Source organism: Desulfofundulus salinus (genome assembly GCF_003627965.1).
Classification (GTDB): domain Bacteria; phylum Bacillota; class Desulfotomaculia; order Desulfotomaculales; family Desulfovirgulaceae; genus Desulfofundulus; species Desulfofundulus salinus.
The window spans coordinates 1602016-1624128 of record NZ_RBWE01000001.1; the positions used below are offsets into that span (position 1 = coordinate 1602016).

General features: G+C 53.5%; 20 protein-coding genes. All 20 read left to right on the plus strand.

Features of this window, described 5'->3' with window-relative positions:
* Window positions 1-88 precede the first annotated feature (88 nt).
* The 20 genes from D7024_RS08225 (at window position 89) to D7024_RS08325 (ending at window position 22044) form a co-directional block, all read left to right on the plus strand.
* On the plus strand, window positions 89-316 hold the full coding sequence (locus D7024_RS08225; protein ID WP_121451352.1) for a hypothetical protein: 228 nt from the start codon (window positions 89-91) through the stop codon (window positions 314-316).
* A 114-nt stretch (window positions 317-430) separates the two neighbouring features.
* On the plus strand, window positions 431-1282 hold the full coding sequence (locus D7024_RS08230) for a radical SAM family protein (protein ID WP_125185637.1): 852 nt from the start codon (window positions 431-433) through the stop codon (window positions 1280-1282).
* Window positions 1283-1579: 297 nt separating this feature from the next.
* Window positions 1580-1990 carry a glycosyltransferase gene (locus tag D7024_RS08235; protein WP_121452519.1) on the plus strand — a complete coding sequence of 137 codons (411 nt, stop codon included), beginning with the start codon at window positions 1580-1582 and terminating at the stop codon, window positions 1988-1990.
* A gap of 36 nt (window positions 1991-2026) precedes the next feature.
* Complete coding sequence (locus D7024_RS08240) at window positions 2027-3958, plus strand: hypothetical protein (RefSeq protein WP_125185638.1); 1932 nt, start codon at window positions 2027-2029, stop codon at window positions 3956-3958.
* Window positions 3959-3977: 19 nt separating this feature from the next.
* Window positions 3978-5114, plus strand: coding sequence for a glycosyltransferase family 4 protein (locus tag D7024_RS08245; protein WP_121451355.1), 1137 nt, complete (start codon window positions 3978-3980; stop codon window positions 5112-5114).
* Between the two features lie 89 nt (window positions 5115-5203).
* Window positions 5204-7144 (plus strand): GmrSD restriction endonuclease domain-containing protein, encoded by a 1941-nt coding sequence (locus tag D7024_RS08250; RefSeq protein ID WP_121451356.1) that lies wholly within the window; start codon window positions 5204-5206, stop codon window positions 7142-7144.
* 58 nt (window positions 7145-7202) lie between these two features.
* Window positions 7203-7535, plus strand: a complete 333-nt coding sequence (locus D7024_RS08255) for a DUF1848 family protein (RefSeq protein WP_207666911.1) — start codon at window positions 7203-7205, stop codon at window positions 7533-7535.
* Window position 7536: 1 nt separating this feature from the next.
* Complete coding sequence (locus tag D7024_RS08260) at window positions 7537-8535, plus strand: AAA family ATPase (protein ID WP_121451357.1); 999 nt, start codon at window positions 7537-7539, stop codon at window positions 8533-8535.
* A 23-nt stretch (window positions 8536-8558) separates the two neighbouring features.
* Complete coding sequence (locus tag D7024_RS08265; protein ID WP_121451358.1) at window positions 8559-10880, plus strand: S8 family peptidase; 2322 nt, start codon at window positions 8559-8561, stop codon at window positions 10878-10880.
* Window positions 10881-11010: 130 nt separating this feature from the next.
* The gene (locus tag D7024_RS08270) at window positions 11011-12441 is read left to right on the plus strand and encodes a sugar transferase (RefSeq protein ID WP_121451359.1); all 1431 of its coding nucleotides are present in this window, start codon (window positions 11011-11013) and stop codon (window positions 12439-12441) included.
* A 295-nt stretch (window positions 12442-12736) separates the two neighbouring features.
* A complete protein-coding gene (locus D7024_RS15370) occupies window positions 12737-13015 on the plus strand; it encodes a sugar phosphate nucleotidyltransferase (RefSeq protein ID WP_279221021.1) in 279 nt (92 codons plus the stop codon).
* Window positions 13012-13437: a sugar phosphate nucleotidyltransferase gene (locus D7024_RS08280; RefSeq protein WP_165859315.1), complete on the plus strand. Its 426-nt coding sequence runs from the start codon at window positions 13012-13014 to the stop codon at window positions 13435-13437. The genes D7024_RS15370 and D7024_RS08280 overlap by 4 nt, the downstream gene beginning before the upstream one ends.
* A gap of 24 nt (window positions 13438-13461) precedes the next feature.
* Window positions 13462-14850 carry a phosphomannomutase/phosphoglucomutase gene (locus D7024_RS08285; RefSeq protein WP_121452521.1) on the plus strand — a complete coding sequence of 463 codons (1389 nt, stop codon included), beginning with the start codon at window positions 13462-13464 and terminating at the stop codon, window positions 14848-14850.
* Between the two features lie 93 nt (window positions 14851-14943).
* Complete coding sequence (locus D7024_RS08290) at window positions 14944-15912, plus strand: Rpn family recombination-promoting nuclease/putative transposase (RefSeq protein ID WP_121451362.1); 969 nt, start codon at window positions 14944-14946, stop codon at window positions 15910-15912.
* A gap of 53 nt (window positions 15913-15965) precedes the next feature.
* Window positions 15966-17045, plus strand: coding sequence for a mannose-1-phosphate guanylyltransferase (locus D7024_RS08295; RefSeq protein ID WP_243113734.1), 1080 nt, complete (start codon window positions 15966-15968; stop codon window positions 17043-17045).
* A 398-nt stretch (window positions 17046-17443) separates the two neighbouring features.
* Window positions 17444-19186 (plus strand): SWIM zinc finger family protein, encoded by a 1743-nt coding sequence (locus tag D7024_RS08305; protein WP_125185639.1) that lies wholly within the window; start codon window positions 17444-17446, stop codon window positions 19184-19186.
* A gap of 114 nt (window positions 19187-19300) precedes the next feature.
* On the plus strand, window positions 19301-20302 hold the full coding sequence (gene galE, locus D7024_RS08310) for a UDP-glucose 4-epimerase GalE (RefSeq protein ID WP_121451366.1): 1002 nt from the start codon (window positions 19301-19303) through the stop codon (window positions 20300-20302).
* Window positions 20303-20418: 116 nt separating this feature from the next.
* Window positions 20419-21201, plus strand: coding sequence for a sugar phosphate nucleotidyltransferase (locus D7024_RS15170; RefSeq protein WP_243113735.1), 783 nt, complete (start codon window positions 20419-20421; stop codon window positions 21199-21201).
* Between the two features lie 142 nt (window positions 21202-21343).
* A complete protein-coding gene (locus D7024_RS08320) occupies window positions 21344-21610 on the plus strand; it encodes a type II toxin-antitoxin system Phd/YefM family antitoxin (RefSeq protein WP_121451367.1) in 267 nt (88 codons plus the stop codon).
* Complete coding sequence (locus tag D7024_RS08325; protein WP_121451368.1) at window positions 21607-22044, plus strand: type II toxin-antitoxin system VapC family toxin; 438 nt, start codon at window positions 21607-21609, stop codon at window positions 22042-22044. Before D7024_RS08320 ends, D7024_RS08325 begins: the two co-directional genes overlap by 4 nt.
* Window positions 22045-22113 lie beyond the last annotated feature (69 nt).

The window sequence follows — 22113 nt, forward strand, 5'->3', positions numbered from 1 at the left end:
GCCCTAGGGTACAAGGTTACTCTGGAGAAGAAAGAGGATGAGACTGCGGCTTAGGGTAAAGTAGATTTTCGAAGGAGTAGTGATGTGAATGACCCTCGAGGAAATGCGAAGGCACTGCCTTAAGCAAATAGAAATCTGCGGCCCAGACGCCGACGTCGGGTTCGTCCTGCCGCGGATCTGGCGCGGCCAAAAGAAAATGAAGCTGGCCAACGTACCGGGCGCGCCGGTCGGCGAACCGGTCGGGCACGTCAACGGTGGAACAATGTGCTTCTTTTCGGCAAAGGAAGTACTGGTATGGCTGGATAAACTCGCATAAGAATCCTTATGCGAAAAAATCTCCTGGAAAAGTTCGCTTGAGTTGCAGGATCTCGCCCCCTTAAGGGCGAATTTTTTGTTCGCATAAGTTAGCGAAAGGAAAGGGGTGGCCATTTTGCAGGTGAGATCGCCTTCAGGAGTAGTAATGCGGGAGAGAAAAAGTCCGTTTGTCCGCCTGTTTAACAAGACGCCGGCAGGTGTCTGTTGCCCGCATTTCTATGAGCTGATTCTTTCCAACGGCTGCCCCTACGATTGCGCTTATTGCTACTTGCGGTTGACGTTCCGCGGCAATAAGGGACCGGTGATGTTTACTAATCCCTGGGAGCGGGTAAGGGCTGAGATTGACAAGTCCAGTTCGGGTGTTTTTTCTACGGGCGAATTGGCAGACAGCCTTGCGGTGATTCCACCCCTTTTATGGGAGGCTGTGGAATATTTCAGAGAGCAAAAGCACAAGTACCTGCTTTTAACAACGAAAAGTTGTAATATTGGGCTTTTCAGAGAGGTAAAGCCGACCCCGCAAGTTATTATCAGCTTCTCGATCAACGCTCCGGAAATTGCGGCGAAGTACGAGCGGCTGGCCCCTCCTCCGGTTGCACGACTGAGGGCTGCGTTAGAGCTCCTGGAACTGGGTTGGCGGGTTCGTATCAGGCTCGACCCTGTAGTTGTGGAGGGTGGGTTAGAAATATACCGCCCGATTTGCCGGGAGATCTCCAGTATCGGGGTAGAGCGGGTGACGGTGGGTACGCTCAGACAGTATCCGGGACTTTACCGTTTTGCTCCTGATGCCCCGCGGTGCGGTCTCCGTAAAGCTTTGGACGGGAGGATGAGGTATCCCGTATCGGTACGTGCGGGAGTATATCGAGCGATAGCTGAATGGCTCGGCTTCGAACCCGCTCTTTGCAAAGAAACGGATGAGGTTTGGAAATTACTTGGCTGGCAGTTTCAAGGATGTAATTGTACTTTTTAGCAGGAAAAGGTGATAAAAGTTCCTTCAGGAAACCCTCTTTTTTTATTATGGGGTCTTTCCACTAGAATTTTAGGAGTCCCCCATGCCGCTAATATGCGGCACCACGAAGGATGAAAATGGTTAGGAAGCGAACTTCTGGTGTACCACGGCTATTCGGGTTTCCCATAGCGCTTCCCGTTCGGCTTTGGTCATAAGAAAAAATCCTCCTCATCGAGCTTATTTTTTGAGGAAGATTATCCCTTAAACTTGGGTATTGTGCCAAGGTGGGTTGTGTTTGACGCTTACGATATAAAAAGCATGGCCCATTCTTTGGGTCTAACCGAAAGAGTGCGTTTTTTAGGTGTGCGGCGCGATATTCCAGAACTTATGAGTTCGGCAGACGCATACGTAATGTCGTCTGCCTGGGAAGGTCTGCCGATGGTTCTTTTAGAAGCTGCTGCGTGTGAGTTACCTGTTGTATCCACAGATGCTGGGGGTAACAGCGAAATAGTATTAGATGGCGTCAGCGGCTATATCGTGCCTCCGCGCGATCCCCAAGCCCTGGCGGCGGCTATGCTGAAAATGATGTCCCTTCCTGAAGAAGAAAGAAGGGCCATGGGCCGGGCCGGTAGGGCGCATATTGAAGCAAATTACAGCCTGGATCACGTGGTTGACCAGTGGGAGAAGCTTTACCGGGATTTATTGCTTAAGAAGGGTATAAGCGTTTAATGGATTTTTGTTCGTTCGTGCTCGAGGTGTTCCGCCGTGTTGATTGAGCGGTATTATTTGGAGCGTGCGCTTCTTTTTCGTGTGCCTGGAATTGCAAAAATTAATTCTGTTGCCGAAAAACCTTACTCGGTTACGGTTTATATCGGGGATGAGAAAGGCGAAATTTCGCCGCAGGTGCTCGAGACGGCCGAAAGGGTCGCAGAAGAAATAAGGCCAGCGACATCACTCGTCGTTGTTAAGCCTTATAAGGATGGCCCCGGTGATGCCTTGCCCCCTGTGATCCTGCCTAGGGAAATCAAGAGGGCTGCTGTTTTCACTCCGCCCATAAAATCGGACTTGGAGTATTTGCTAAAGAGTGCCGTTGGTGGCTGCATTTTTGCCGAAGTGGTTACCGTCAGAGGAGGAGAAATTGCCGTCTATATCGGCGGTGAGGATAAGGCAGCTTCCCCGGAGATGCTGAAAAAGGCCAAACAGCTTTTGGAAGTAATTTACGGAAATGCGGTTAAGTACGAGGTCCACGGATACAATGATTACACGGAATCTGCCAGTGCAAATCATTCAATTACGCCCTTTATCAGAAGCTCAAGGTTTGACCCCCAAAGATACGGTGACGGCAGTCTGCTGAAACTGGCAAAAGATGATGAGGAAAGGTATTGCGACCTGTTGCCGAAACTGATCGACGGCGAAGCCGATCCTGAAAAGGAGCTCGGCTGCAGGTTTACAAAAAGAGGAGCGGCGCTGGTGGATCTAGGTGCCTCAGAAGGCGATTTGGAAGCACTGCTGACGATCTTCTCCACTATTTACCTTTATATACCCCAGGATAGGAAGGATTTTCCCGGTGCAAAAGCTATCTCTTTTCCCTTTTCGATTAACGATAAAACATTTATTAACCTTGTCAAAGCGGGAAGGATAATACCTGTTTTTCATGCCCCTCTCCACCAGTATGTCCCAAATACTGTTGTCGAACTGGTTGAGGCCTCGAAAGGGAGAGCTATTCTGCCGAGACAGCTCGATGGCTTGACGGTATTAACCATGGCACGGCAATTTCCTTTTTGGAAGACCATGCGCCGCAAGCCCGGGACAGTTGCGGAGATCTACCATTTGCTAAATTATCAAATCCATGATCTTAGTGATGACGATTTTGGAGCATTGGTACTAAGGAGTATAAAGCCGGTTTTCGAAAATCATCTATTGGTGGCAGAACGAGGCGAGCAGTGGTTTCTTGATGTCGGTCGTTTGGCAGCGGGGAATTTGACTGCAGGAGGGTTAGTCGCTTCGTTTCTCAATGATTTTGTAAAGACATTAGATAAAAAGATTCTTGATACCGTTATCATCGAAACAAATAACTATGCGATGAATCTGACTGCTGCTCGCGCCTTGGGCGCGGTCTATTCTCCGGCCGTGGTGCTCAACGAAAAGTTGCTGAATATGGTTGCCCATATGGAGGCCGGCCCCCGCCAGCAGCTTTCGGCAACTTCAATAAATCGGCTGAACGAAGTGCTCAAAGGCCTCCATTTGGTGAGACCGGAGCACGTTCCGCTGGGGGAGTACGTGGATGTACTCAATTCGTCAGAAGCGGAAAGGGTGCGGGGCGTTGTTTTCGATATCATTTATCGGGCGCAGGGTGATCCCCAAAAAGTGAAAGAAGAAGTAGAGCGCTTCAACCGAGAAGTTTTAAAGTGGAGAAGATCGATAGTTGGTAAGGCTGCAGAACGTGAGATAGGTATAATCGATATTGTTGGTACACTGCTGGATGTGGTGCCAATTCCGCTGGGTGCCTTTGGCAAGCCTGTGCTATCTTTTTTCGGCATGGCTTTAAAGGCACTATTCGGCGATATGCTCAAAAAGGCAGTTGATGCCACTGTCTTTGCTGACCTTGAGGATAGGATCTTTGCTGCCTTAGGGGGCGTTTCTCCGGCTGCCGTCAGGATTAGCAAAATCAGGAGCAAGATCGGATCAAAGTATTGAGAAGAGGAGAATTGACTTTATGCCATCCGGCAAAATCCTTTTCCTCGCTACCGTTTATACCCATCTTGCTGCCTTTCACATTCCCTTTATGCGGTTTTTTCAGGAGAGGGGGGTTGAGGTCCACGCCGCGGCCTCTTCGGCTAAGGGGCATAAAGAGAATGTGGAAGCAGCAGGGGTCATATGCTGGGAGATCCCATTTGCCCGTTCTCCTTATAGCCCTGCTAACTTAAAGGCCTATCGGTGTTTAAAGGATTTATTGTGGAAACATCGCTTCGACCTCATCCACGTCCATACCCCGGTGGCCGCTTTCCTGGGAAGGTATTTAGCCAAGATCACTCACCAGGGACCCGTTTTATACACGGCTCACGGTTTTCATTTTTATAAAGGCGCCCCGCGTCGCAATTGGCTTATTTATTATAATGCCGAGCGCCTGGCCGCCAGGTGGACGGACGGCCTTATCGTCGTGAACGGGGAAGACTACGAGAACGCCCGCCGCATGGGTTTTGAACCGGGTAGGAACCTTTTTTACGTGCACGGCGTGGGCGTGGATTTAAGTTTCTTCGGCGCGCCGTCTTATGAAAATGCCGTGCGCCGGGAGTTAGGCCTTGCGGTGACTGATGTGGTCGTCACCTGCGTGGCGGAAATGAATCCAAATAAAAATCATATTTTTCTTCTGAACGCATGGAAGCAAATTGCCACCAGGGAAACCCACTCCAACAACCACCTGCTGCTGGTGGGATCGGGAGAGCTTAAAAGCTACCTTGAGGAGAAGGTAAAGCGAGAGCATATACCTCGTGTCCACTTTTTAGGCTTTCGCCGGGACGTGCCCGCAATACTTCACGCAAGCGATATTGTCACCCTTACTTCAAAGCGTGAGGGACTTCCCCGGTGCATTATGGAGGCCATGGCTGCCGGCAAACCCGTGGTAGCCACCAATGTCCGCGGCAGCAGGGACCTGGTGGATGACGGGCACACCGGGTTTTTGGTGGAACCTGGAGACGTGACGGGGCTGGCGGCGGCCCTGGAAAGGTTGATGCGTGACCCTGAACTGCGGGCTTCCATGGGCGCTGCTGGAAAAGCGAAAATCCAGGACTATTCCCTGGACAGGGTTCTGGCCGAAATGGCCGCCATTTATAACCGATATTTAGATGAATGAAAAAATTATAACTTTATCCTATCCTGTAACCATTTTGGGCGGTGCAAATCAGAACGGCATGATGAGTTTTAGAGAAAGGAAGATGCCCTTTGAAAATCGCTACCATCCTTGATCAGATCGATCTGGGGAGCATGGCCCTGCCCGAGTTTCAGCGGGGGTATGTCTGGAACCGCGACCAGGTGCGCAGCCTGATGCAGTCCCTTTACCGCCGCTATCCCATCGGCAGCCTTTTAGTGTGGGTTACCCGTGCGGAAGGGGCCGCCTCCAGAGGCAACCAGGCCCCGGCGCCGGGGGTGGTAAAACTGCTCCTTGACGGCCAGCAGCGGATAACCACTTTATATGGCATCATCAGGGGCAGGCCGCCCCGCTTTTTCGACGGCAACGCCCAGGCCTTCACCGGCCTCTACTTTCACCTGGAGGATGAAACCTTCGAGTTCTACATGCCCTCCAAAATGAAAGGCAATCCCCTCTGGATCAATGTAACTGAGCTGATGCAGACGGGTGTGGGCAGGTTTATCGGCCGCCTTTTCAGCCAGCCGGAACTGACGCCCCGGATGGACACGTACATCCAGCGCCTCACGGCCATTGAAGGTATAAAGGACGTCGATTTGCACGTGGAAGAGGTGACGGGCGAGGACAAGACCATAGACGTGGTGGTGGACATTTTTAACCGGGTCAACAGCGGAGGCACCAAGCTCTCCCAGGGCGACCTGGCCCTGGCCAAGATATGCGCCGGCTGGCCGGAAGCCAGGCAGGCCATGAAAGAAGTTCTTGCCGGATGGGAAAGGGCGGGTTTTCACTTCAACCTTGACTGGCTGCTGCGCAACATAACCACCATTCTCACCGGTGAAGCGTTTTTCTCGGCCTTAAAAGATGTGGACGCCCAGCAGTTTCAAAAGGGCCTTGCCCTGGCGCGGGACGCCTGCAATTACCTGTTGAACATGATTTCCGGCCGCCTGGGCCTGGATCATGATCGGGTTCTTGGCGGAAGGTATGCCTTCCCGGTGATGACGCGCTACCTCGTCCTTAAAGGCGGGAAGCTGGAGGATGCCAGGGAACGCGATCGCCTGCTTTACTGGTACGTCCACAGCTTCCTCTGGGGCCGTTTCGCCGGCTCCACGGAAACTGTTTTGAACCAGGATCTGAAGGTGCTGGAACCGGTGGACGGCGCCCTGGACCGGCTGATCGAGCAGTTGCGGCTTTCCCGGGGTAGCCTTGAAATCCGCCCGGAAGACTTTGCCGGGTGGAGCCTGGGGGCCAGATTTTACCCCATGTTGTACTTGTTAACCAGAGTATGCGGTGCCCTGGATTGGGGCAGCGGTGTGCCGCTTTCGGCCAATCTTCTGGGCAGACTCAACGCCATGCAGGTGCACCATATCTTTCCTAAAGCCATTCTATATGAACACGGCTACCAGAAAGCTGAGGTCAATGCCATCGCCAATCTCTGCTTCCTCACTCAAGGGGCTAACCTGGCCATCAGCGACAGCAGGCCCGAGGTTTATTTGGGGGAAGTGGAAAAGAGGTTCCCCGGAGCCCTGGCCTCCCAGTGGGTTCCCCTGGACAGGGAGCTCTGGCGGGTGGAAAACTACAGGGAGTTTCTCGCCGAGCGGCGGCGCCTGCTGGCGGCGGCAGCCAACCGCTTTGTAGAGGAGTTGCTCAACGGTTCGCTCGAGGCCCCGGCGGTGGTGAGCTACTCGACAGCCCTGGAGGCAGCCCCCGCATCCGTGGCGGCGGAAGACGACGAAGTTCGCGCCCTGTTGGAATGGCTGCAGGCAAACAAACTTCCCAAACCGGAGCTTGATTATGAAATATGCGGTCCTGCCGGGGAGGTACTGACCGTGGTGGACCTGGCCTGGCCCGCCGGGGTACAGGAGGGCTACAGCCAGCCGGTGGCTCTTGTCTTACAAGGTGATCGGGATCAGATCAACCTGCTAAATCAGGCCGGCTACCGCTTCTTTGGAAGCGTGAATGAGCTGCGTGCTTACCTTGAAACGCTGCTGGATGGTCGGGAAGAATTGCAAGCTGTATGAATTATTTTAACTTAAAAAATGAAAATGGGCGAAAGTACAGGGGGTAGAAACCTTCCCGATGGAAGAAAAGATGACGCTGTTCAATATTCCCCAGATCGTTTCGGTCAGCCGGCGCACCGACATTCCCGCCTTTTACGATGAGTGGTTTAGGCAGCTGGTTCGCCAGGGGTGGGCGGTGAGTTGCAATCCCTTTAGCCGCCGGGTCGTCCGGGTCTCGTTACGGCCGGAAAACGAACGTCTATCCGGGCAATTAATTCGCGGTTATTTGAATTGGGGTTCTATGGTAAATAAAGGTTTTGAAAGACCGAATGGAATTAAAATACGAATGGAATCAAAATATTATGTTAATAGAACTGTTTATAGAGAAATAATAACCTGGTGGGTGAAGTAAAATGACAAGCGGCAGGCTGCTGAGGCAGCTGATTAAAATAGGCGCCCGGGACGGCGGGGAGGAGTTTCGCCGGGTGGCTGAAGAAGTTATCCGGGAAGAGCGCTTAAAAAATCATCATCTTTTGGCTAATGATCTGGAGCGTATCCTTTATGGAGAACATTCGGACCCGGGTAGAAAAAGTTTTCCGAGAGTATTGTATGATATTCCCAGGGACCGGGAAAGGGGATTGCCGCTCCTTGCAGTTCGTGAGCCGGTGCGGTATCTGCAGGACATAGTTCTTTCTGACGTTAACAAATCCATATTGGAAGAAGTGTTGCTTGAAAATAGCCGTGCCGAAGTGCTGGCCAGTTACGGTCTAAAACCCATTTCCCGCCTTTTGTTTTGCGGGCCGCCGGGATGCGGGAAAACTTTAGCGGCAGAAGTTTTGGCCGCCGAATTGGGTTTGGAACTGGCGGTTGTCCGTTTTGATGCGGTAGTTTCTTCCTTCCTGGGGGAAACGTCTGCCAATCTTCGGAAAGTATTTGATTTTTTGGAAGCAAGCTGCTTTGTTGCTTTGTTTGATGAATTTGACGCGATTGGAAAGACCAGGGATGATCTTGGCGAACATGGAGAACTCAAGCGGGTTGTCAATTCTTTTTTGCAGATGATGGATGGTTTCCGGGGAAAAAGTATTTTAATTGCTGCTACCAACCACGAGCGGCTTCTGGACAAAGCTTTGTGGCGTAGATTTGATGAGGTACTGTTTTTTGAGCGGCCTAACTTAGAACAGATTCGGCAGTTGCTGATTGTTAAACTGAGGGGTGTCCGGTACGATCTGCCGCTGGAAGACCGTTCGTTTCTTAACCAGTTTAAGGGCTTTTCGCATGCCGACATCGAGCGCATCCTGATCCGGGCCATTAAAACAATGGTTCTCAAAGGAAGGGAGTTTCTTACTTTGGAACTGGTAGAAGAAGCGCGCAAGCGTGAGGAGGAAAGGCAGAATATTGTATTAAGGTTGTAAGGTCAGTCAAGAGGTGAAATTTTGTGTTAGAGCGATATAACCATTTGATATTGCAACGCTTAGTGCCTGTTAATCCCCGGCGTGTTCGACCGGGAAGAAGTAACGTAACTGTACCGTCAGATCCGCAGGCTCATGCACGGGAACTTTCCAGGCAACTGGAAAAGGTTGTCATAACGGCAGATGAGCAAGAACCGGGATTTGACCCCAATCTGCTGTTAAAAATTAAAGCGGTTGGAATTCAACCTGACGACCTGGAAAGCATTGAGGGCCTTCGGGTAGTCAGCCAGGAAGGGAGCGAACTGGTAGTTCTTTTTGCTTCTCAAGAAGGTCTGGATGAGTTCAGAAGAAGGCTGGCACAAATGTCGCGTGGCGAGGTACCCACCAGAAAAGATATAATTTTTGCCGTAAAAGGGATTGAAGGCTGGACGCCCGAAGATCGCCAGGGACCGGCACTTCGCCAGGAGGGTATCCCGGAAGAGGAGCCGTTTATTGTGGATGTAGAACTTTGGCCTCTGGAGAGGGGGCCGCGGCGGGAACAAATGCTCAATTATTTCGAAAACTGGTATACAAAGAAAAACATAGTGAAAATAGACCGCGTTAACCAGGAAAATATCGTCATGTACAGGTTAAAAGTTACCCGGGAGTCGCTTCAGGCAATTCTGTTGCATCGTGATGTTCGTCTTGTGGACCTTCCACCCCGTTATCAATTGTCTGTAAGTTTGGTGCATATGTCTTTAAGGGATTTGCCGGAAATTCCTTCCCCGCCGGATGGTGCTCCTGGTGTTGTCGTCCTCGACAGCGGTGTGGCAACGGGGCATCCTTTGCTGGCACCGGCCATTGGTGATGCTCAGAGTTTCTTCCCTGGTTTGGGGCCGCAAGACGAGTCCGGTCATGGTACAATGGTTTGTGGTCTTGCCTTGTATGGAGATATTGAGAAGTGCCTTAATGAGGGGCGCTTTATACCAGAGTTTCGTATTTTTAGTGGCCGGATTATAGATGCTGCTAACCGGAATGATACTGGCTTTGTCGAGAACCACATTATTGCAGCAGTTAAATATTTTGTTGAACACTATAATTGCCGGATATTTAACCTATCTTTTGGGGATTTACGCAAAATATACCTGGACGGTCACGTTCGGGGGCTGGCAACGGTACTGGATAGCCTGGCCAGGGAATACCAGGTACTTTTCGTGGTTTCAGCCGGAAATTTTGAGGGTACTGACGTTATTCCGGTCGATTGGCGATCAGAATACCCAGATTATCTTTTTTCTCCCGAGGCACGGGTAATTGACCCCGCACCGGCCTTAAATGTTTTAACTGTGGGCAGTATAGCCAGATATGAGCAACCACGTATGGGGCAAAGATATCTTCATGATGTGGGATACCAACCGATCGCCCGTCGTGATCAACCGTCACCTTTCACACGAACGGGACCTGGTCCCCGGAAAGCGATTAAACCTGAGGTGGTGGAGTATGGCGGGAATTTCTCGGTAGACCTCAGGCTTAGTAATCGCGTTGCCGGACCAACTGATGGGCTTGGTGAAATAAGTACTGCGCATAATTTTGCTACCGGTAATTTGTTTAAAGTTGATCGGGGAACCAGTTTCGCAGCTCCTAAAATAGCGTACCTAGCCGGATTGTTGCTGCGGCGATATCCTGATGCCGGTTCCAACCTTTTGCGGGCATTGATTGTAGCTCATTCCAGGTGCCCGGAAGCAACAATAAAGCTTTTTAATGGCGATCTAGAGAAAATATTTAACGTTGTTGGCTACGGAAAGCCGGACTGGCAAAAAGTTGTATATTCTTTTGAGAATAAAGTAACGTTAATTAATCAAGAAGAAATAGAGGGGGAAAGCCATCATTTCTATGAAATTCCTCTGCCGAAGGATTTCTTTGGCCCGCCAGCGAGAAGGTTGCGGCGGATAACAGTTGCTCTGGCTCACACCCCGCTCGTTCGCAGGACCAGGATTAACTATAAAGCAAGTGCAATAAATTTTAGGGTCGTTAAAAACAATAGTTTGGACAATGTTGTACGCGTTTACCGGTATACTCCACGAGAAGAACGGGAAAAGTTAATCCCGGAAGCAGGGGATTTTATCCCCAAAGCAAGGTTTCGAAATAATGGAACTGTCCAGGCGGCCACCTGGGATTTGTCCCAGGTTGATTCACGGTGGGGGAATAATAAGCTTTTTGTCGTGGTCACGAGAACAGTAGAACCATGGGCCAAAGATATTTTTGACCGCGAACCGTATGCTCTGGTGGTTGTTATTGAAGATTGTTCCAATCAACAGGTTAAATATTATTCACAAGTACGGCAAATGTTGCATGCAAGGGTGAGAGTTTAACTTGTTTCTCTACCCGGAGATTTTATCCATAGCTGGCAGGAGCGGGGTCATTTTTGTCGAATTTTTACCTGGAACCCATTTTTTAAGGTAGATTTACCTTAATGGAATCAATTTTCGAAGGAACGGTAAAATGTTTCGCTCCCGTGCTTTTAAATCAATTTTCCCGTATTTACTTGCCGTTGGTGATCTGGTTCTGGTCCTGGCCGGTTTCCTGGCGGCGTTTTTGATCCGTTTTTCGGGACCGGCGCCTGCAATTAACTGGGAGCCTTTTCTGAAGGTAGCGCCTTGGGTTGCTTTGGTAACTGTTATTCTTTTTGCTGGCCTGGACCTTTATCACCTTCACCATAACGGGTTTGCTTCGTTGTTGCGGGGCGTAGTCACCGGTATTTTCGGCGTGCTGGTGGCTACCATGGCGCTGACTTTCTGGTTCCGGGGTTTTGCCTTTCCCCGCAGCGTTTTACTGCTGGCGGCTCTCTTGCAGGTAGTGATGGTTTGCGCCTGGCGGTATTTGTCCTGGCACTTCGAGAAGCAGCTGTACGGGCGGCGCAAGCTGCTGGTGGTGGGGCCGCCCCAGGAAGCGGCCAAGGTTTTGGGGAAGCTTTTTGATCTGCCCCGCGGCTGGTTTGAAGTGCGGAGAGTGCTGGCGCCCGAGGATTTAAGCGCTTTAACTTCTCTGTTGCACCAGGTGGATGCTGTTTTGGTAGTGCCTTCTCTTTCCCGGGAGGATAAGGCGGTGGTTTTATCCAAATGCCTGCAGGCGCGGCGGGAAGCCTACGTGGTGCCGGACCTGTATGACATCATGTTGAGCCGGAGTAATATGCTACAAATTAATGACCTGCCGGTAGTGGAGGTGCAGGATATCCGCCTTACATGGCTGCAGCGGGCGACCAAGCGGGCGCTGGATCTGGTTTTGGCTGGACTGGGGCTGGTTTTGGGCCTGCCGTTGCTGGTTGGCTGTGCCTTGGCGGTGGCGGCTACGTCTTCGGGACCCGTATTTTACGTGCAAGAACGCGTTGGTTACCGGGGGCGGCCCTTTTTGCTTTATAAATTTCGCACCATGATTAGGGACGCAGAAAAACTGACCGGCCCCGTGCTGGCGCACGAGAAGGACCCCCGCATTACCCCCGTAGGGCGAATCCTGCGCGCCACCCGTTTGGACGAACTCCCCCAGTTGATTAATGTGGTCAAGGGAGATATGAGCATTGTAGGTCCCCGTCCGGAAAGACCCTTTTTCGTTGATCAATTTGCCAGCGAAATACCGGATTACCACTACCGACACCTGGTCAAACCGGGTTTAACCGGCCTTGCCCAGATTTACGGCAAATATACTACCTCGGCGGAGGACAAGCTGCGATATGACCTTTATTATATCCGGAATTATTCGCTGTGGCTGGATTTAAAGATTATCCTGCAGACCATTCCCGTGGCTTTAGGCGGTGAAGGGGCGCAGGGGCAAAGAAAAGATACAGATCCGGAAAAGCGGGCCGCCATCCACGCCCTGGTCAACGGTCAGCAAGAAGTAGCAGCGGCGGAAGATTCCTCGAAGCAACTTGCCAGGTGAGCCAGGAAATGATATACCCCAGAGCTAGGATGGAAGCGTCGCACTACACCGAATTACAAAAAATTGTCGCTACAGACTGATGGCACTGTACACATCCACAAAGCTACAACAGCCAGCACTCTATTGAAAAGGACAATCGTTAAGCGATAAACATACCTCGTCAAATTCTAAGGCAATCTTTTTTAGTTGCCACACCCACCGCTTTGCTTGCCCCCTCCTTCATGACACTCAATTTTTTTTCTTTTTTTCTCGCATATCATAGTCATAAACGGGTGGTCAGGAGTGTTGGGGGGTGATGGAGAAGCGTTTTAAGCTTCCGAAAAAAGGTATGCGGGATAAAAACGTGAGTAAAAAACTGCACAAGCGGCGCATGCCCCGCCGTACGGGGGGATGTGCCTTGTTTTATGCCGTAATTATGGCCGGTGGGGCGAGGGAGCGCTTCTGGCCCCTCTCCCGGCGGGATAGACCCAAGCAGTTCCTCTCCCTGGTGGGGGAACGCACCATGCTGCAGCTTACCTTTGACCGGTTGGCAGGGTTGGTACCGCCGAGAATGTGCTGGTCATTACTGGTGTGAATTATATCGAAACCGTACGCCAGCAGTTGCCGGAGATTCCGCCGGAAAACATTGTGGCCGAACCGTGCGGCCGGGATACGGCTGCTGCCGTGGGTCTGGGAGCCCTCCATGTTTTGCGAAAGGATCCCCGGGGGATAATGGCGGTGCTGCCTGCTGATCACTATATTGCCCATGTGTGGCGGTTTCAATCGGTGCTGCAGGCGGGAGTAACCTTGGCAGCCAGTGGACAGTGGCTGGTAACCATGGGCATTACCCCTACCAGGCCGGATACGGGTACATATGCCAGGGCGAGCTGCTCGAATACCATGAAGACATACCAGTTTACCGGGTGGAAAGGTTCACGGAAAAGCGGGCCGGAAAAGGCCCGGCAGTTTAGCAGGTCTCGAAGATGCTTTATAAGGGAAAATAGTTTTGTGATGTAGGGAGGTTTTTTCGACTTGCCGAAGATATCTCCTTTTTTAAACCCCTCCATCTTCCGGGAATACGACATCCGGGGCGTGGCCGGAAAAGACTTGACCTATGAAACTGCCCGTATCCTGGGAAAAGCCTTCGGCACCTTTCTTTTAGAACAGGGCTTAAGGGAAGTGCTGGTGGGCCGGGACAACCGGGCCAGTTCCGGAGAACTGCGAAACGGAATTTGCGCTGGGCTTTTATCAACGGGATGTGATGTTATTGATCTGGGCCTGGTGGTTACCCCCATCGTATATTTCGCCCGCTACCACCTGGGCGTAAAAGGCGCCGTGATGGTCACCGGCAGCCACAACCCGCCGGAGGAAAACGGGTTTAAGCTGGCCGCGGGCGGTGCGGGGACTATTTACGGTAAAGAGATCCAGAAGCTAAAGGAAATCTGCACGCTCGGTTCCTTTGCCGAAGGGCGGGGGGAAATTAAAACTGCTGACGTTGTTCCCGCCTACCTGGATGCGCTGGCCGATAAAATTGAGCTTGGTCCCCGCCAGTTAAAAGTGGTCGTGGACTGCGGCAGCGGTACGGCGGGTTACTTCGCGCCGCAGCTCCTGCGCCGCTGGGGTTGTAACGTGATAGAGCTTTATTGTACTCCCGACCCGGCCTTTCCCCACCACCACCCCGACCCGGTAAAAACGGCCAACCTCCGCGATTTGCAAAAAAAAGTTCTTGAGGAGGAGGCGGATCTGGGCGTGGCCTACGACGGTGATGCCGACCGCCTGGGGGTTGTGGACGACCGGGGGAACGTGGTCTGGGGGGACAGGCTGATGATCCTCTTCTGGCGCGAAATTCTTCCCCGCTTCCCCGGTGCCCCGGTGCTGGTGGAAGTCAAGTGCTCCCAGGGCCTGGTGGAGGAAGTTGCCCGCCTGGGGGGTAAGCCCGTTTTTTCCCGCACCGGGCATTCCCTGATCAAGGCCAGAATGCGGGAACTTAACGCCCCCTTTACAGGGGAAATGTCCGGCCACATGTTTTTCGCCGACGAATATTACGGCTACGACGATGCGCTGTATGCCACCGGGAGGCTTTTGCGTATTTTATCAAATACGGAAAAACCTCTTTCTTTGCTTTTGGCCGATGTGCCGCAATATTACTCAACGGCGGAGACGCGCGTACCCTGTCCGGACGAGGTTAAATTTGCCGTTGTAGAGCAGCTTGTCAAGGAGTTTCAGCGCCAGTTCGAAGTTATTGACGTGGACGGCGCGCGGGTGCTTTTTGAGGACGGCTGGGGCCTGGTGCGGGCTTCCAACACGCAGCCCGTGCTGGTAGCCCGCTGCGAGGCGAAAACGCCGGAAGGATTGCAAAGAATTTGCGACTTGATGAAAAAAGCAATTACCGCCCACCCCCAGGTGGAAGATTTCGAGTGGGAGTTTTAGCCGGGGGATGCCTGCAAGCAGAATGACCGCTTCTTGAAACCCTGCTGAACCTGAGGTAAACTGTAACCAGAAAGAATATAAGGAGACGGCTCGATGACTGAAAATCAGATCGACCATGACCGCCTTTTTAAAGAATTGCTGGAAACATTTTTCGCAGAATTCATGGAGTTGTTCTTTCCGGAAGCCGCCCGATCCATAGACCTGACCCAGCTCAGGTTTCTCCAGCAAGAAATCTTCACCGATGTTACAGCCGGTGACAGACACAAAGTGGACATTCTGGTGGAAACCAGTCTTAAGGGCCAACCCGGTTTGATTCTGGTGCACATTGAACCACAATCGTATGTGCAAAAGAATTTTAACGAGCGGATGTTTATTTACTTCAGCCGGTTATACGAGAAGTACCGGCGGAAGATATTACCGGTGGCCGTGTTCGGCTACGACCGGGTACGGGATGAACCGGACAGTTTCGGGATTACCTTCCCTTTCCTGGATGTCCTGAATTTCCGGTTTTACAAGCTGGAGTTGAAAAAACTTGACTGGCGGGAGTACATACATAGTGATAATCCGGTAGCAGCGGCATTGTTGAGCAAAATGGGCTTCAGGCTGGAAGAAAGGGTTCGCGTAAAGCTGGAGTTCCTGCGCATGCTGGCCCGGATGAAACTGGACCCGGCGCGGATGGAACTGCTGGCCGTTTTTTTCGAGACCTACCTGAAGCTGAACCGCGAGGAAGAAGAACAACTTTACCGGGAATTGGGCAAAATGGACAAAAAGGAGGTTGACACCATTATGCAGATAACCACCAGCTGGCATGAAAAAGGTCGTGCGGAAGGCCGTGCGGAAGGTCGTGCCGAAGGCCGTATGGAAGGGCGTATGGAGAAAGCGCGGGAAATCATTTGTAAATATCTGTCCCGTAAGTTTGGGGATAAGTCGGCCGACTTGCAGCAAAAGGTCTGGCGGATGACCGATTTAGAAACGCTGGACTATATCCTGGAGCAGCTGTTCGCCGCCAGCACTCTGGAAGAAGCTTGGGTCATCATCAATAACGGCGTTAGAGAGCGATAAAGACCGGGGTAAGGACTGCACAAAGCGGTGTATGCCCCGCCGTACGGGGGGATGTGTTTTTGTTTTATGCTGTAATTATGGCCGGTGGGGCGGGGGAGCGCTTCTGGCCCCTCTCCCGGCGGGATAGACCCAAGCAGTTCCTCTCCCTGGTGGGGGAGCGCACCATGCTGCAGCTGACCTTTGACCGGCTGGCAGGGTTGGTACCGCCGGAGAACGTGCTGGTCGTTACCGGTGTCAATTATATCGAAACCGTGCGCCAGCAGTTGCCGGAGATTCCGCCGGAAAACATTGTGGCCGAACCGTGCGGCCGGGATACGGCGGCCGCCGTGGGTCTGGGAGCCCTCCATGTTTTGCGAAAGGATCCCCGGGGGGTAATGGCGGTGCTGCCTGCCGACCATTACATTGCCCATGTGCGGCGGTTTCAATCGGTGCTGCAGGCGGGAGTATCCCTGGCGGCCGGTGGACAGTGGCTGGTAACCATGGGCATTACCCCCACCCGGCCGGACACGGGATACGGGTACATATGCCAGGGAGAGCTGCTCGAATATCAGGATGGGATACCAGTTTACCGGGTGGAAAGGTTCACGGAAAAGCCGGGGCCGGAAAAGGCCCGGCAGTTTCTGGCCGCGGGGTGTTACCTGTGGAACAGCGGGATGTTTATCTGGCGGGCTGATTTAATTTACCGGTTGATTGAGGAACACCTGCCGGCCCTGGCGGCCGGATTGGCGGAAATAGGGCGGGCCATGGACCGCGGCTCCTGCCAGGAAGTCTTATCCCGTGTGTATCCCGGCCTGCCGAAGGTTTCCATTGATTACGGGGTCATGGAAAAGGCACCCAACGTGCTGGTCCTGCCGGGTGACTTCGGCTGGGACGACGTGGGTTCCTGGCCGGCCCTGGAGCGGTGCCGGGAAACGGAGGAAAACGGCAACGTAATAGAAGCGCGGGGGGTTTTTCTGGAAACCTGCAACAGCATCATCCACGCCCCCGGCAGGCTGGTGGCCACCCTGGGGGTGGAAAACCTGGTAGTGGTGGACGACGGGGAGTGCCTGCTGGTGTGCCGCAAGGATCGCGCCCAGGAGCTGAAGCGTCTCACCGCCGCCCTCAAGGAAGCAGGTCTCGAAGATGCTTTATAGGGAAGGCCCTGCCTTCCCTATAGTTTCCCCGCCGGTATGTTTATCCAACTACCTTTTGGGGCGACATGTTCTTTGCGGGAGGAATGCTGGCAAGCTTCTCATGATTTTTGCTTTCTTCTTCACGGATAAACTTGAAGAATTTGTCCAAATCACCTTTGAATTGTTCGAGAATAAGCTCACGTGACTTTCTGACTTCGTTGACAATATCGCCAACGTTGGTACCAAATGAAACAGGCAGCAATGACCGGGTGAATAAAGGAATGGCTGAATGAACTGGGGATCGAACCCGTAGAAAGAAAAGCTTAGATGCATGCTAATAGCCGTGGAGAAGGCGGTTGTTCTACTATAGGCAACTTCTATGAGTTTGTCCAAATCCTGAAAGATAAGGTAGTGTGGCCGTGACTGGAAGAAAGAGCAAAACAAAGAAGGATAATTTGCCGCGACTAACCGAATCCCACATCCGCGACATGGCGGACCCTCAGAGTTTTGAGCGCGGCAGGAACTATTATAATGATGGAGCTATCATAGACCCCGTCCGCCAGGGGATGGAACTGCGCGCGGAATGTAGCGGTTCCCGGTACCAGCCATACAGGGTCAGGGTCAGGTTTAGCGATAAAGGCATTGTGGAAGCTTCCTGCACCTGCCCCCGGGGCGGGTTCTGCAAGCACATCGTGGCTCTGTTGCTTGCCTATGTCCATGAGCCGGAATCATTCCGGGAACTGGCACCTCTGGAGGAAATGCTTGCCCGGCTGAACAAGGAAGAGCTTATATCTTTAATTAGTGAGATGATTGAACGGGAACCGTCCTTGCTGGCCCTGGTGGAACTGTCGGCATCCGCAGCCCGGGGGCATGTGGATGCGGCATCGTGCCGCCGGCAGGCGTTACGTGTGCTGCGGCATGAGGATCCGCTCCTTATCGAAGCTGATTTACGGGGAATGCTTAACATGGCCGAACGTATGGCCGCAAAAGAAGACTGGCTCGGCGCGGGTACGGTTTGCCATGCCCTGTTGAGCGTGCTGTCATCCGAATATGAGGATATTCAGTTCATGGACGAGGAGGGGTACATCGCGGTTGTTGCCGGCGATTGCGCCGAACTTTTGGGCGAGTGTCTGGCCCAGGGACGGGTTGACGCCCGTACGCGGCGGGAGTGGCTGCAGACGCTGCTGGAAGCCGAACTGGCCGACATCAGGCTGGGCGGTATTGACTTTGCGTCCGGCGCCTTTGACGCCATTCTGGAGCATGCCACCGAAGAGGAATGGGCCGTACTCGAGGAACGAATACGTGAGGCCATGGGGGAAAGCAATGACTGGAAGAAAGAAATGCTGGTCAGGATGCTTGTCTCCTGGCGGGAGAAGCACGGCCGGCATGAAGAAGCAGGCGATATCATCTGCGAACTGGGCACCCCGGAACAGCGCATGCTGTGGTTGGTCGGGAACGGAAAACCGGCTGAGGCTGTGGCCATTGCGCGGCAGCATTGCCTGGAAAAACCCGGTTTGATTACCAGGTTTGCCGGTGAGCTGGTGGAAGCCGGCGCCCGGGAACAGGCCGTAACCCTGCTGACCGAACTGGCGGAGGGGGCTGACTCCCACTGGAGCTATGTGGAATGGCTGGCGGAATATTACCGGGTACACGGAGATTGGGAAGCGGCCCTGAAGTGGCAGCGCAGGTTTTTTCTCCAGAACCCACGGGTTAAATCGTTCATAGACCTGGAATACATTAGTAAAAAGCTTGGTGTTTGGGAACAGGTGCGCTCCGAAGTACTGCACACTCCGGAGATTGAGAAAAAACCGCACGTGTTGCTTGAAATCGCCCTGCATGAGGGCGACGTAGCGAGGGCGCTGGAGTTATTGCCCCGGGTTTCCGGTTGGGGAGGGCGTAATTACAAGGAGAAGGTGGCCGGGGCCGCTGAAAAAGAACGGCCGGAAGACGCCATAGCGTTGTACAAAGAGCTGGTGGAAGAGACCATCGGCCGCCGTCAGCGCGGGGCCTACCGGGAAGCCGCAGGCTACCTGTGCCGGATTAAAACTCTCTGCCAGCGCACCGGCGCGCAGGAGAACTGGGAAGATTACTTCGCCGCGTTGAGGAGAAAATATGCCCGTTTTCCGGCGCTTCAGGAAGAGCTGGACGGAGCGGGGTTATAAAAACGGGACGAACTGTATTGTTCCTTAATTACACTGGCGAAAAATCCTTTGGTAATCCGGAAATCTCAAAAAGGGCGACGGTGCATAAGTGGTAATTTAAGGGAGCGTGGATAAATGCACATTCTGGTCACCGGTGGGGCCGGTTACATCGGCAGCCATACAGTTCAGGAACTTTTGCGGGCGGGGTATCGGGTGACGGTGCTGGACAATCTTTCCCGGGGCCACATGGCGGTGGCGCAGGTGCTTGATGGTGCGGAATTCGTCTGGGGGGACATTGCCGACCGTGAACTGGTGGTGGGGCTGGTGAGATCGCGCGGCATTCAGGCCGTGCTTCACTTTGCCGCCCTGAGCCTGGTGGGGGAGTCAATGGCCGAGCCGTCCCTTTATTACCATAACAACGTGGTTAAGGGCCTGTCTCTCCTGGAGGCGGTGCGGGAGGCGGAAGTTCCCTACTTCATTTTTTCTTCCACCGCCGCCGTCTACGGCGAGCCGGTACAGGTGCCCATTGAGGAAGACCACCCCCTGGCTCCTACCAACCCCTATGGTGCCACCAAGCTCGCCTTTGAGGAAGCGCTGCGCTGGTACGGCGCGGCTTATGGCATAAAGTACGTCAGCTTGCGGTACTTCAACGCCTCCGGTGCGGACCCGGAGGGCGGCCTGGGCGAGGACCACCAGCCCGAGACCCACCTGATTCCCCTGGTGCTGCAGGCGGCCCTGGGGCTGCGGCCTGAAGTCACCGTTTTCGGCACCGATTATCCTACGCCGGACGGGACCTGCATACGGGACTACATCCACGTCACCGACCTGGCGGAGGCCCACGTGCTGGCATTGCGGGCCCTGGAGGGCGGGCTTGTTTCGGGTGCATACAACCTGGGCAATGAACGGGGGTATTCGGTCCGGGAGGTGGTGGAGGTCGCCCGCCGCGTTACCGGCCGCGATTTCCCGGTGGTGGAGGGAGCGCGGCGCCCGGGAGACCCGGCGGTGCTGGTGGCCTCCTCCCGGCGTATCAGGGAAGAATTGGGCTGGCGCCCCCGCTACGGCGACCTGGAAACCATCGTCCGCACGGCCTGGGAGTGGCACCGGCGGCACCCGGAGGGCTATGAAGGTGGGACTTGAGGCGGGTTTTCATGATTGACCTGGCCGTGTAAAATTTAAGTAGGTACCAGAAGGAGAATGACCGCGCTTCTTGAAACCTCCTGGATGTCCTGAATTTCCGGTTTTACAAGCTGGAGTTGAAAAAACTTGACTGGCGGGAATACATACTTAGTGATAATCCGGTAGCTGCGGCGTTGTTGAGCAAAATGGGCTTCAGGCCGGAAGAAAGGGTTCGCGTGCGCCAGCAGTTGCCGGAGATTCCGCCGGAAAACATTGTGGTCGAACCGTGCGGCCGGGATACGGCGGCGGCCGTAGGGCTGGGAGCCCTCCATGTTTTGCGAAAGGATCCCCGGGGGGTAATAACCGTACTGCCGGCTGATCACTACATTGCCCATGTGCGGCGGTTTCAATCGGTGCTCCAGGCGGCAGTATCCCTGGCGGCCGGCGGACAGTGGCTGGTAACCATGGGCATTACCCCTACCAGGCCGGATACGGGATACGGGTACATATGCCAGGGAGAGTTGCTTGGGAGGCTTTTGCGTATTTTATCAAATACGGATCAACCTCTTTCTTTGCTTTTGGCCGGCGTGCTGCAATATTACTCAACGGCGGAGACGCGCGTGCCCTGTCCGGACGAGGTTAAATTTGCCGTTGTAGAGCAACTTGTGAAGGAGTTTCAGCGCCAATTCGAAGTTATTGACGTGGACGGTGCTCGGGTATTGTTTGAGGACGGGTGGGGACTTGTGCGCGCTTCCAATACGCAGCCCGTGCTGGTAGCCCGTTGCGAGGCGAGAACACCGGAAGGGTTGCAAAGAATTTGCAACTTGATGAAAAAAGCCATTACCGGGCAGCCCCAGGTGGGAGATTTCGAGTGGGAATATTTAGCCGGGAGATGCCGGCAAGCAGGCGGGATTTTGTAAAAAGATAGAGGTTCCTGTTTTTGATTATGGTAAAATTTCCACAGTATTCGGATGGTAATGCTTTTAGCTTCAGGTGGAAACTCAGATTGTATTTGCTATGTAGCCTCCTGCGTGCTATAATGTGGCTACCGGAGGTGATTCCATGAAGGCAGGTATCAGGGAAGTCAAGAACCGCCTCAGCGAATACCTGAGGCGGGTTAAGCAGGGCGAAATACTTGTCATCACCGAGCGTAACGTCCCCGTTGCCAGGCTGGTGCCGGTTCAGGAAAAGGAGCAGTTTCCCGTTTTAACCCTGGTGGAGGAGAAAGTGGCTTCCTGGCAGGGGGGTAAGCCACGCGGTGCGGCAGTGCCGCCGGCGGTTCCCGGCACTGCCTCGATCGCAGCGCTGGTCGTGGAGGATCGCCGGTGATCTGTTACCTGGACACCAGCGCGCTGGTGAAGCTCTATGTGCACGAACAGGGCTCGGAGACTGTGCGTAAACTGGTGGACGCGGCTGCGGTGGTGGCTACCAGCAAGGTGGCTTACCCGGAAGCACGGGCCGCCTTTGCCCGGGGTTTCCGTGAGGGTCTGCTGGAGGAAAAGGATTACCGCCTGGTTGTGGCGGCCCTGCAGCACGATTGGCCAAGGTATCTCGCCCTGGAAGTATCGGATTCCCTTGCCTGGCTTGCCGGGGAACTGGCCGAGAAACACCGCCTGAGGGGTTTTGACGCAATACATCTTGGTGCCGCGGTAACCCTGAAGACACAGGTTAAAAGCCGGGTCATAGCAGCCTGCTGGGACGTGAGGTTATGGGAAGCCCTGTGTGCTGTGGAGCTTGAGGTGGTGCCGGAAAACAAGCCATAATCCGCACCGCATTAAGCGAGGGGATGAGATCGAGGTGGTGTTACAATAATGCCGCGAAAGAGCCAGTCA

Bases quoted from the DNA above. Each gene is read 5' to 3' on its own strand.
- D7024_RS08225 (WP_121451352.1), top strand. From the start codon at position 89: ATGACCCTCGAGGAAATGCGAAGGCACTGCCTTAAGCAAATAGAAATC.
- D7024_RS08235 (WP_121452519.1), top strand. From the start codon at position 1,580: ATGGCCCATTCTTTGGGTCTAACCGAAAGAGTGCGTTTTTTAGGTGTG.
- D7024_RS08245 (WP_121451355.1), top strand. From the start codon at position 3,978: ATGCCATCCGGCAAAATCCTTTTCCTCGCTACCGTTTATACCCATCTT.
- D7024_RS08255 (WP_207666911.1), top strand. From the start codon at position 7,203: ATGGAAGAAAAGATGACGCTGTTCAATATTCCCCAGATCGTTTCGGTC.
- D7024_RS08260 (WP_121451357.1), top strand. From the start codon at position 7,537: ATGACAAGCGGCAGGCTGCTGAGGCAGCTGATTAAAATAGGCGCCCGG.
- D7024_RS08270 (WP_121451359.1), top strand. From the start codon at position 11,011: ATGTTTCGCTCCCGTGCTTTTAAATCAATTTTCCCGTATTTACTTGCC.
- D7024_RS15370 (WP_279221021.1), top strand. From the start codon at position 12,737: ATGGAGAAGCGTTTTAAGCTTCCGAAAAAAGGTATGCGGGATAAAAAC.
- D7024_RS08290 (WP_121451362.1), top strand. From the start codon at position 14,944: ATGACTGAAAATCAGATCGACCATGACCGCCTTTTTAAAGAATTGCTG.
- galE (WP_121451366.1), top strand. From the start codon at position 19,301: ATGCACATTCTGGTCACCGGTGGGGCCGGTTACATCGGCAGCCATACA.
- D7024_RS08320 (WP_121451367.1), top strand. From the start codon at position 21,344: ATGAAGGCAGGTATCAGGGAAGTCAAGAACCGCCTCAGCGAATACCTG.